The organism is Chryseobacterium sp. 2VB, from assembly GCF_005503635.1.
Lineage (GTDB): Bacteria > Bacteroidota > Bacteroidia > Flavobacteriales > Weeksellaceae > Chryseobacterium > Chryseobacterium cupriresistens.
In genome coordinates this window covers 225,382-237,246 of record NZ_SCNC01000004.1, presented here as the reverse complement: position 1 = coordinate 237,246, position 11,865 = coordinate 225,382, and the positions used below count along the sequence as shown (strand labels likewise).

Here is an 11,865-nt window from a genome sequence, read left to right as displayed (position 1 = left end):
AGCTTTTATAATATGAAAATAGTTGTTTTAGGAGGTGGAGAAAGCGGATGCGGAGCTGCTTATCTGGCTAAAAAGAAAGGTCTGGAAGTATTTCTTTCAGATAAAGGAGCCATTAAGGATAACTATAAGCAGTTTCTTACCGAAAATGAAATTGAATTTGAAGAAGGAAACCACGATGAAGAAAGGATTTTAAATGCTGACTGGATCGTAAAAAGCCCGGGAATTCCGAAAAAGGCTCATATCATCAATAGAATTCATGAAAAAGGAATCAGACTTTCCTCTGAAATTGAATTTGCTTCTGAATTTACAGATGCAAAGATCATTGCCATTACCGGAAGCAACGGAAAAACAACCACAACTTCACTGATCTACTACATCCTGAAAAATGACGGATTGAATGTAGGTTTAGGAGGAAATATCGGATACAGCTTTGCCAAGCAGGTGGCGGATGAAAACCATGAATACTATGTATTGGAGGTAAGCTCTTTCCAGCTGGATGATATTCAGAATTTCAGACCTTATATTTCTTTATTGTTGAATCTGTCTCAGGATCACCTGGATCAGTACAACTACAATTATGAAGAATATGCATTGGCCAAATTCCGAATCACAGAAAATCAGGAGAATGATAACTTCTTCATCTACAACAAGGATGATGAAATGAGTAAAAACCTTCTGGAAAAGCTTGAAATAAAGGCGAAAATGATTCCTTTCTCAACCAAAGAGAAATTAACGGAAGGAGGTTTTGTGAATGATGATGAAATTGTGGTAAAAATGAAAGACGAATTCGCAATGAAAGTTGATGAATTGTCTCTGCTGGGAAATCATAATGTAGCCAACAGTCTCGCAGCGTCTATTGCCGGTAAGATCCTAAAAATCAACAATGAAAGCATCAGACATTCATTGATGACCTTCCAGGCCGTAGAGCACAGATTGGAATTTGTAACTGAAATTGATAACGTAAAATACATCAACGACAGTAAAGCAACCAATGTAAATGCAACTTACTATGCCTTAGAAAGTATGAAAACACCAACCGTATGGATTGTTGGTGGATTAGATAAAGGAAATGACTATACCGAAATTGAAGATTTAGTCAAAAGAAAAGTAAAGGCAATTGTTTGTCTTGGAATAGATAACAAGAAGATCATCGATTTCTTTAAAGATAAAAAAGAGCTTATTTATGATACTTCAAGCATGGAAGAAGCCGTGAGAATTTCAAAATCACTGGCTAAAAAAGGCGATACCGTCTTATTATCTCCATGCTGCGCAAGCTTTGACTTGTTCAAAAGCTATGAAGACAGAGGACGCCAGTTTAAAGAACAGGTATTAAATGCCAATGGCCATTAGCCATTAGCCAATAGCATTAAATATGGACGAACAGAACGCAGAAAACAGATTTGAATTTCTAAAGGGCGATAAAGTACTTTGGATGGTCATCCTTGTGATCTCCATTTTCTCTATTTTCCCGGTATACTCTGCAAGTTCAAATCTCGAATACATAGTCAATAACGGGACCACAACAGGCCACGTTATCAAACATATGTTCTTTGTAGTTCTGGGACTAGCCATTATGAGACTGGTAGGAACTATAAAATATGAATACATCGGAAAGCTCAGCAGTATCCTGCTCGGCCTGATGATTATTCTGTTGATTGTCACCATGTTTACCGGACAAACCATTGATGGAGCCAGTGCTTCCAGATGGCTGAAAATTCCGGGAACACCAATCTCTTTTCAGCCTTCATCATTTGCTTTTTTAATGCTGATCATCTATCTGTGCAGGTATCTGACCAAAAAGATCACCAGGGAAAGGCTTCCGATAGAGAATATCATGTATATTTTCGGGCCTATCCTGCTTGTTTTTGTATTGGTAGCCAAAGATAACGGTTCAACAGCATTAATGATTTTAATGGTTTCCGTGGTGGTTCTTATCATAGGACAGCTTCACTGGAAATACATTGCAGGATTTATCTCAGCATCATTTGTAGCCATTGTGTTCTTTTTATTGATTGCTTTAAATACCAATATGATCGGTGGAAACCGTGTTCACACATGGATGAGCCGTATTGAAACCTTTACATCAAGCAAAGCCAAAACAGCAGATGTAGATGATGAAAGCGTAAAAGCAAAAAATTATCAGGTAATGCAGGCCAAAGCAGCCATTGTACACGGCGGAATTACCGGAATGGGACCGGGAAAAAGTGCGTTGAAACAAATGCTTCCGCAATCTGCCTCCGACTTTATTTTCGCAGTGATTGTAGAAGAATATGGAGTGATAGGAGCCGCCTTCCTGATCAGTTTATACCTGATCATGATGATAAGGATTGTAATGATCGCCAGTAAAATGCCGGCATTCTTTGGATCGTTGCTCGTGCTCAGCCTCGGGGTGATGATTTTTATTCAGCTTTCAGTAAATATTGCTGTAGCGGTGAATCTGATTCCGGTAACAGGACAGCCTCTGCCTTTGATCAGTTACGGAGGAACCTCAATGCTGGTGACTTATTTACAGTTAGGTATTATTTTGAATATAAGCTCAAGAATTCAGATTTATGACGAAGAAGGAATGGGCAAAAAACAAAGTATAGCAGAAATAAACGATATCGCTTAAAATGGACAAAAAATTAAGAATATTATTATCCGGCGGAGGAACAGGAGGACATATCTTCCCTGCCATTGCCATTGCAGATGAGATCAGAAAAAGATTTCCTGATGCAGAATTTTTGTTCATTGGTGCCAACGGGAAAATGGAAATGGAAAAAGTTCCTCAGGCAGGCTACAAAATAGAAGGAATTGATATCGCAGGAATTGACAGGGGAAATCTTCTTTCCAATCTGGGACTTCCTTTCAAAATTCTGAAAAGTTTATCAAAATCTAAAAAGATTATCAAAGACTTCGCTCCGGACTTTGCTGTAGGAACAGGAGGATTTGCCAGCGGACCCGCGCTTTATGAAGCGAGTAAAATGGGAATTCCGATTTTTATTCAGGAACAGAATGCTCATGCAGGAGTTACCAATAAAATCTTAAGCAAGAAAGCGAAAGCCGTTTTCACAGCTTATCCTAAAGTAGAAGGTTTTCCAACGGAGAAAATAAAGTTTCTGGGAAATCCGATTCGTGAGAACATCGTTTCAGGAATGCAGGATACCGCTCAGGCAAAAGAGAAAATGGGACTGGATAAAGATAAACTTACGATTCTTTCTGTAGGAGGTTCTTTAGGATCCAGAACATTGAATAATGCCTGGAAAGAAAATATTGAGAATCTGAAAGAAAAAGGGTATCAATTAATTTGGCAAACAGGAAAGTTGGATTACAAAGAATTGTCTTCCAACCTCCAGCTTCCATCTTCTGTTCATTTGAAAGAATTCATCAAAGACATGGAACTGGCCTACTCTGCTGCTGATATCATTGTTTCCAGAGCCGGAGCTATTGCCATTTCAGAGTTGGCTGTAGCACAAAAGCCGGTCCTTTTGGTTCCTTTCCCATTTGCAGCGGAAGACCATCAAACCAAAAATGCCATGAACCTGGTTGAAAAAAACGCAGCCAGAATGGTGAAAGACTCTGAAATGCAGGGAAAATTCTGGAATACATTGTCAGAGATCTGCGAAAATGAAAATGTAAGAAAAGAAATGTCCGACAATCTCAAATATTTTGCCAAGCCAAATGCTGCAAAAGAGATTGTAGACGAGATTTTTAACGTAATAAAATAGTTGGGAAAGGCTTCGACAAGCTCAGCCTGACACGAGTAAAATAAAACAGTTAGTATTAGAGCTGTCACCCTGAGCTTGTCGAAGGGTCACACAGCTAAAATATAATTTATTAAAGGGGCGTGGATGTTAGTTGATTAAAGCCTTATAATACAAAATATAGTAATACAACTCTGAGCTTATTCAAGAGTAGTTAAAGATTAAAATATAAATGAACATTTTACAAACATATCAGACTTTTTACTTCGTCGGAATCGGAGGTATCGGAATGAGTGCATTGGCACGCTATTTCAATGCATCTGGAAAAAAAGTATTGGGTTACGACAAAACCAATACAAAACTTACTCAGAATCTGATGAATGAAGGCATTGATATTGTTTTTGAAGACCTTATTGATGAAAGGATCACATCCCTTCAGAAAGAAGACACGTTGGTAATTTATACTCCGGCGATCAAAACGCTTGGAATATTGGATTATTTCAATCAAAATCAGTTTGAAGTTTTAAAACGTGCTAAAGTTTTAGGATTAATTACTGAAAATACAGATTGTATTGCCATTGCAGGAACTCATGGGAAAACCACCACGTCTACCCTTGTAGCCCATTTGTGTAAAGAGGCCGATCTTGCTTTCTCATGCTTTTTGGGAGGAATTTCTGAAAACTTTAAATCCAACTTCCTGTACAACGGTTCTACCTATTCTGTAGTAGAAGCTGATGAATACGACAGAAGCTTCCTGAACCTGTCTCCGGACTGGGCAGTAGTAACTTCTACAGATGCAGACCATCTTGATATTTATGGAGATAAGAGCCATATCGAAGAAGGTTTCAGACAGTTTGCAGATTTAGTACCTCAGGACAAACAACTTTTTGTAAGAAAAGGTCTGGAAATTGGCAGAGGCCATCAAACCTATGCAGTGAATGAGCCGGCAGATTATTATTCAGACAATCTGCGTATGGAACATGATAAGATTTATTTTGACTTCCATACCCCCACTGAAACAGTGAAAGATTTTGTCTGGGAAACACCGGGAATCCATAATGTGGAAAATGCCACTGCAGCACTGGCTATTCTGCATAATTTAGGCGCAGATTTTGATACGCTGAAAAAGGCAATTGCCAATTTTAAAGGAATTAAAAGAAGATATACCAAACATATTTATCAAAACGGTAAAATTTATATTGACGATTATGCTCATCATCCTACAGAAATCAATGCTGTAATGAGCTCAATCAGAACATTTTATCCGGACAAAAAACTTCTGGTAGCCTTCCAGCCTCACCTTTTCAGCAGAACAAGAGATTTCGCAGACGGATTTGCGGAAAGCTTAAGTAAGGCAGATGAACTCATTCTTCTTGATATTTACCCTGCAAGAGAACTGCAGGAAAATTTTGAGGGAATTACTTCAAACTGGCTGCTGGAGAAAGTAACATTAGATAAAAAAGAGGTATCGGCTTTATCTGATGCTTTTGAAAAAATAAAAGAAAAAGATTTTGACATCCTCCTTACTGTAGGTGCAGGAAATATAGACACCCTGTATGATCCTATTTGTGATTGGATTGAGAAAATTTGAATATAAACGCAATGCTCGCGAAGAAAAATATAAAATCGTTCGCAAAGGCGTTTCACTCAGCAAATGAGAAAAATAACTGATTTATGTTAAAAAAAAATTTACTTATTAAAAATAAATTATTCAAATGATAGCCGTAGCTGAGTGAAACGCCCTCGCGGACGGAAAGAAATAAAAAGGTTGCTTTGCGATCATAGCGTTAAAACAAAAAACATAAAATGTATGATAGAAAATGAAATTTCAGAGACTGTTTTCGATGCTGGAATGAAAATACATCGTACCCTTGGAATTGGACTTTATGAGAATGTATATGAAGAATGCTTAGTTTATGAACTGAAAAATAGAGGATTGAATGTAGAATGTCAAAAAAACATTGACATAAACTATGAGGAATTAAAAATTTTTAAGGCGTTCAGAGTAGATTTATTAATTGAAAACAAAGTAATAATTGAAATAAAAGCTGTTCAGGAAATTAATGATTATCATTTTTTTCAGCTTTTAAATTATTTAAGAATAACAAATATAAAACTAGGAATGATTTTGAACTTTCATTCAGTGTTATTCAAAAATGGAGTAAAACGAGTTGTAAATAAATTATAAAATTTAAACACTTGCTAAGTAAAACGCCCTTGCGAACTAAATAATAAAAACAAAGTAAACTCTTTGCGAGCGTTGCGTTAAAATAAAAATATGAAAAATAAATACAGAATATTAAAAATTGTTGTCACTGTAATTATCCTGGGATTGTTACTGAGCTTCTCATTGAGGAGATTCAGCCGTGAGCAGATTACGGACAATAAGATTTCTGTAAAAATGAGTGAGAAAACACCGGTATATTTTGTGGATGAAAAAGATATCAGGGAAATTGTAAAAAAAGAAAATCCTTCAGGAAAAGTGGGAGATCTTAATATTCCTGCTTTAGAAAAAAAGATCAATTCCTTACCGGCAGTAGACAGCGCCAATGTTTATCTGAACCTGAACGGAAAGCTGAATCTGGATATCAAACAGAGAGTGCCAGTTTTCAGATTAAATAAAGACGGAAAAGACTTTTATGTGGATGAGAAAGGAATTGAATTTCCTATTTCAAGAACCTATTCCCACCCATGTATGCTGGTAACCGGAAACGTAAAGCCTGATGAATATGAGAAGCTGGCAGAACTGGTAGAAAAAATTGATAAAGATGATTTCAGTAAGAAATACTTTATCGGAATCTCAAAAAGTAAAGACAGTTATAGCCTTCTGACAAGTGAAGGAAATTATAGAGTGGAAATTGGAGACCTTGATAATATTGATTTTAAAGTAAAAGGATTTAAAACGTTTGTGGAAAAATACCTTGTGTATCAGGATCCTCAGAAATATAGCATGGTTTCTGTGAAATATCAGAATCAGATTGTCACTACTTTAAACCCTTATTTTAAAGAAAATGACAGTATTTTAAAGGCAGGAAAGATGGAATTGGCAAAAGTTCCTTCCCCAACAGCCGCTAAAAAGACGGAAGCTAAACTCAAAATAGCAGAGGTAAAAAAAACCAACTCCACCTCGGTAAAACCAAAAGAGAGTACCAAACCGAAAGGACAAACAAAAGAAACCAAAAAAGCGGAGAAAAAGCCACCCGTCAAGGCGCAGTCCAAGCCTAAGGCAAAAGTAAAAATAGAATAAGTCAGGGCATTTAATACACAAATAGGAAACTATCCTTATAGATAAAAAAGTAGAAAAAAATCAAATCGATATAAAATGGAAAATCAAGAGTATTCAGTAGGTCTGGACATCGGGACAACGAAGATAGTCGCGATTGTCGGAAGAAGGAATGCACACGGGAAGATAGAAGTTCTCGGTGTAGGAAAAGCTAAGAGTCTTGGTGTTCATAAAGGTATTGTGAATAATATTTCACAAACCATTAATTCAATCAAGGCTGCAGTCTCCGAAGCACAATCCAGCGCCGGAGTTCCTATCCGCAAAGTTACGGTAGGTATTGCAGGAAAACACATCCGTTCTCTGCAGCACTCCGATTATATTATGCGTGAACATCCTGACAAATTTATTACAGACGACGACATCGAAGCATTAAAAGATCAGGTAAAAAAGCTGGTTATGCTTCCCGGAGAAGAAATTATCCACGTACTTCCTCAAGAATATAAAGTGGATTCCGAGGGGGAAATTCAGGAACCTGTTGGAATGCACGGAAAACGTTTAGAAGCCAACTTCCACGTTGTAGTTGGGCAAATGGGCAGCATCAGAAATATTGCAAGATGTGTTCGTGAAGCCGGATTAGAAATGGAGGCCCTTACTTTAGAGCCGCTGGCATCTTCAGAAGCTGTCCTTACAAAAGAAGAAAAAGAAGCAGGTGTAGCCATTGTTGACATTGGTGGTGGTACAACTGATATTGCGATCTTTAAAGATAATATCATCCGTCATACCTGTGTGATTCCATACGGAGGCGGAATTATTACCGAAGATATCAAAGAAGGCTGTTCCATCATAGAGAAACATGCAGAACAACTGAAAGTAAAGTTTGGTTCGGCTGTTCCCGAATTGGAAAAAGACAGTACTTTTGTAACCATTCCCGGGCTCCACGGAAGACCGGACAAAGAGATTTCTTTAAAAACTCTGGCTCAGATCATCAATGCGAGAGTAGAAGAAGTTTTGGAAATGGTGAATACAGAGCTGAAAGCTTACGGTGCTTTTGAACAAAAGAAAAAACTGATTGCCGGAATTGTTCTTACGGGTGGTGGTTCAAATCTGAAACACCTTCGTCAGCTGGCCAATTATACGACAGGTTTTGACAGCAGAATCGGTTTTGCGAATGAATATATCGCCAATGATAAAAATCAATACCTGAAAGGCCCTGAATTTGCTACCTCTATTGGATTACTGATGGAGAGTTTAAAGATCAGAGACAAAAAGCAGAATATTGACGAAGTTGTAGAAGTTGTTACAGAGCAGCCAAAACCGGAAGTTACTGCAGCACAGACTGAAACAGCTCAACCTGTTCAGCAGGCAGCCCCGGTTCAGGAGCAGCAGTCTTTCGAAAATGAAAAGCAAGAGAACAGAAAAGCGAAATTGACCTTCGGGCAGTCGCTGATGGAAAAAGTAAAAAAATTCTTTGAAGAAGTAGAGTAAATAAATATAAATGATAAAAGATTAATGATCAATGATACCTGAAATAGATTAATATTTATTAAATTAAAGACGAATATCATTCATCAATTATCATCTATCACTTATCAATTATTAAAAGTATAGTTATGGAAAATATAGGTACACAAGGATTTTCATTTGATTTACCAAAAGGAAATTCATCCATTATAAAAGTAATCGGTGTAGGGGGCGGTGGAAATAACGCTCTGAAGCACATGTACGAGAAAGGAATCCACGGAGTAGATTTCGTGATTTGTAATACGGATGCTCAGACTTTAGATAATAATCCGGTAGCCAATAAAGTTCAGCTGGGAACTTCTATCACAGAAGGTCTTGGAGCTGGTGCCGATCCTGAAGTAGGAGAAAAATCAGCCATCGAAAGTATTGAAGATATCAAGGCTGCTATGGGCCAAAACACCAAAATGGTGTTCATCACTGCCGGAATGGGTGGTGGTACAGGTACCGGAGCCGCTCCTGTCATTGCTAAAGTAGCGAAAGACATGGGAATTCTTACCGTAGGTATTGTTACCGTTCCTTTCAGCTTTGAAGGGAAAAGAAGACTGGAACAGGCAGAAAACGGTCTTGATAAATTAAGAAACAATGTTGACTCACTTATTGTCATCAACAATGATAAACTAAGACAGCAATTCGGAAACCTTGGATTCAAGCAGGGATTCTCAAAAGCCGATGAAGTGTTAACCAATGCTGCGAAAGGTATGGCAGAGGTTATTACCGGTTACTTTGATGTAAACATTGACTTTAGAGATGCCAAATCTGTACTTCAGAATTCAGGTACTGCATTGATGTCTACTGGAACAGCTTCAGGTGAAAATAAAGCTGAAGAAGCGGTAAGAAAAGCCCTTGATTCCCCATTATTGAATGATAATAAGATTACAGGTGCTAAAAACGTATTGCTATTGATCAGAAGTGGTGCTGAAGAAGTGACCATGGATGAGATCGGTATTATCATGGACCACATTCAGAAAGAAGCAGGAAACACTGCAGATATCATTTTCGGGGTGGGTGCAGATGAAGAATTAGGAGATGCTGTAAGCGTTCTTGTAATTGCAACAGGATTCTCTAATGATAATAAGAAATTCGCGGGACCTACTGAGAAAATCAGAATCAGTCTTAATGACAGTTTTGAAGCACCTAAAAATTCTCCTTTCAAAACAAGAGAAGAAAGAGAATCAGCTCCTGAGACAACGCATGATTTTGGAGGAAAAAACCTTTTCAGACTTGATGACGAAGAACACGACACTCCGTTCAATGTGACGTCTACTGAAAAAAAAATGATTATTGAAGAAGAACAGCCAAGAACTGAAATAAAATTCTTTGATAAAGAGGAAGGTACGGTAAATACTCCGGAACAGAACTGGAGAAATGAGGAGGAAGGAGAAGAAGAATACAGCTTATTCTCTATTGATGAGGAGAGTGAAGATCCTAATGATCTTGAGATCCAGTCTTTCTCATTTGATTTTGAAAATAAAAAAGAAGAACCACAATCCGGAACTCCTTTTAACAACTCGTTTTCAAATGAAAAGCCTGTTGAATTCAGTTTCTTTGTAAATGAGCCTACCAGAAATGAACCAAATACGGATTTCGGACAGCCAAAGGCAGAGTTTAATACACCTACAAATGCCGCTGTAGCTGAACCAGCTCAAAAGATTGAAACTTTCTACCAGAAACAGGAAGAACCAAAAGTGGAAACAAGACCATCTTTTGAAAACAAAACAGAAATTGAGACTCCAAAAACTGAAGAATCAGAATTCACTTTCGTGAATAAAACGATTGATCAGGACAGAGTTATTGAAAGAAGAAATAAATTAAAAGAATTCAACTCGCGCTACCAGAATTTTGACAGCACAAGTGAATTCGAATCTATTCCGGCTTTTAAAAGAAAAAATATTTCGATCGACGGAAGCAATGCTTCAGACCAGAATATCAATACTTACCTGTCTGATAACAACGGATCCATGCAGATCAGAGAAAACAGATTTTTAAATAAAGATGTAGACTAAATTGCTATTGGCAGCTGGCTACTAGCAAATGGCTTTCGAGACCATATAAAAGCTATCAGCCAACTGCCAGAAGCCAAAAGCAAACAAACCATGAGTTTAGAAAATACCATAAACGAAGCTATAAAAACAGCAATGAGAGCTAAAGACAAAGTGGCTTTGGATTCTCTGCGTGCTGTAAAATCTCAGATATTACTGCTTAAAACAGAGGCTATCGGTGCCGAAGTAACAGCAGAACAGGAAATTGCTATTCTTCAGAGAATGGTAAAACAACGTAAGGATTCTTACGACCAATTTACTGCACAGGGAAGAAATGATCTTGCAGAAGTAGAAGACGCTCAGATGAAAGTAATCGAGCAGTTTCTGCCCAAACAGCTTTCTGCTGAAGAATTGGAAACAGAAATTAAAAATATTATTTCTGAAACCGGAGCTGAATCCGTTAAAGATTTAGGGAAGGTAATGGGAGTTGCATCAAAAGCATTAGCCGGAAAATCAGACGGAAAAAGTATTTCCGAGATGGCTAAAAAGCTCCTCTCTTAATGTGATCGGTTTCGCAATTTTGAGTTGATCTTAATTTCGCAAACACGTATCTCATTCCATAACTTAGGATATACAACCTTTGCATATCGATTTGATTAAGAAGCCCGGAACTCTTCAGTTCCGGGCTTCACTTTCTTTGGATATTAAAGTTTGTTAATCAGTTTTTAATTCTAAACTGAAAAAGAATTAAGCTACTACCATATTTCAGAGAGTATTTAAGTGGTTGATTGCTTGAGGGAAAGCTTTAAATGTTTTTTTCACGGTCGTTTGTTTTTCAGAATCATTTCAAATTTAATAATAATATTTTAATATTCCTATAGTTAATTCACGTTTTTTAGAATATTATTGCAATATTAACAGTCGGTTAATTTTATATGACTAATCAATTGATAGTTTTTATATATTGAACAAACGCAAAGAATTGCTTAACTTTGTAGGGATAAAAAACAAAATATATGTATCCAACAGATTTAGTAATGCCTATGAAGGCAGAGCTTACAGATAAAGGTTTTCAGGATTTAACAACTCCGGCTCAGGTAGAAGAAGCTTTGAAACAGTCCGGAACCACATTATTGGTCATCAACTCTGTATGTGGTTGTGCGGCAGGTGCTGCAAGGCCAGGAGTAGTATACTCTTTGACAGGAGACAAAAAACCAGATCATTTAACGACTGTATTTGCAGGATTTGATACTGAAGCAGTAGTAGAAGCAAGAAAACACCTTGCTCCATTCCCTCCAAGTTCTCCATGTGTTGCGCTTTTCAAAGATGGTGAATTGGTTCACATGCTGGAAAGACATCACATTGAAGGGAACCCTGCAGGAGCTATCGCAGCAAATCTTCAGGCCGCATACGACGAATATTGCTAATAAGCAATCAACTAAATACCAAACCGTTACAA

At 37.5% G+C, this 11,865-nt stretch carries 10 protein-coding genes; all 10 read left to right on the top strand.

The features are described from left to right. The first annotated feature begins 12 nt into the window (after positions 1–12). The 10 genes from murD to FFS26_RS06505 all read left to right on the top strand — a co-directional run bounded on the left by murD (position 13) and on the right by FFS26_RS06505 (position 11,833). A complete protein-coding gene (murD, locus tag FFS26_RS06550) occupies positions 13–1,350 on the top strand; it encodes a UDP-N-acetylmuramoyl-L-alanine--D-glutamate ligase (protein ID WP_110011288.1) in 1,338 nt (445 codons plus the stop codon). 22 nt (positions 1,351–1,372) lie between these two features. Then, the gene (locus tag FFS26_RS06545; protein WP_110011289.1) at positions 1,373–2,611 is read left to right on the top strand and encodes an FtsW/RodA/SpoVE family cell cycle protein; all 1,239 of its coding nucleotides are present in this window, start codon (positions 1,373–1,375) and stop codon (positions 2,609–2,611) included. Between the two features lies 1 nt (position 2,612). After that, the gene (gene murG / locus FFS26_RS06540; protein ID WP_137904593.1) at positions 2,613–3,707 is read left to right on the top strand and encodes an undecaprenyldiphospho-muramoylpentapeptide beta-N-acetylglucosaminyltransferase; all 1,095 of its coding nucleotides are present in this window, start codon (positions 2,613–2,615) and stop codon (positions 3,705–3,707) included. Between the two features lie 208 nt (positions 3,708–3,915). Beyond that, positions 3,916–5,274 carry a UDP-N-acetylmuramate--L-alanine ligase gene (murC, locus tag FFS26_RS06535; protein ID WP_110011291.1) on the top strand — a complete coding sequence of 453 codons (1,359 nt, stop codon included), beginning with the start codon at positions 3,916–3,918 and terminating at the stop codon, positions 5,272–5,274. A 219-nt stretch (positions 5,275–5,493) separates the two neighbouring features. Further along, positions 5,494–5,871, top strand: a complete 378-nt coding sequence (locus FFS26_RS06530; protein WP_110011292.1) for a GxxExxY protein — start codon at positions 5,494–5,496, stop codon at positions 5,869–5,871. A gap of 90 nt (positions 5,872–5,961) precedes the next feature. Further along, complete coding sequence (locus tag FFS26_RS06525; RefSeq protein ID WP_110011293.1) at positions 5,962–6,930, top strand: cell division protein FtsQ/DivIB; 969 nt, start codon at positions 5,962–5,964, stop codon at positions 6,928–6,930. A gap of 75 nt (positions 6,931–7,005) precedes the next feature. Then, complete coding sequence (gene ftsA, locus FFS26_RS06520; protein WP_110011294.1) at positions 7,006–8,391, top strand: cell division protein FtsA; 1,386 nt, start codon at positions 7,006–7,008, stop codon at positions 8,389–8,391. A gap of 125 nt (positions 8,392–8,516) precedes the next feature. After that, positions 8,517–10,430 (top strand): cell division protein FtsZ, encoded by a 1,914-nt coding sequence (gene ftsZ, locus FFS26_RS06515; RefSeq protein ID WP_110011295.1) that lies wholly within the window; start codon positions 8,517–8,519, stop codon positions 10,428–10,430. 90 nt (positions 10,431–10,520) lie between these two features. After that, on the top strand, positions 10,521–10,967 hold the full coding sequence (locus FFS26_RS06510; protein WP_062672649.1) for a GatB/YqeY domain-containing protein: 447 nt from the start codon (positions 10,521–10,523) through the stop codon (positions 10,965–10,967). Positions 10,968–11,422: 455 nt separating this feature from the next. Beyond that, a complete protein-coding gene (locus tag FFS26_RS06505; protein ID WP_047099553.1) occupies positions 11,423–11,833 on the top strand; it encodes a BrxA/BrxB family bacilliredoxin in 411 nt (136 codons plus the stop codon). The last annotated feature ends 32 nt before the right edge of the window (positions 11,834–11,865 follow it).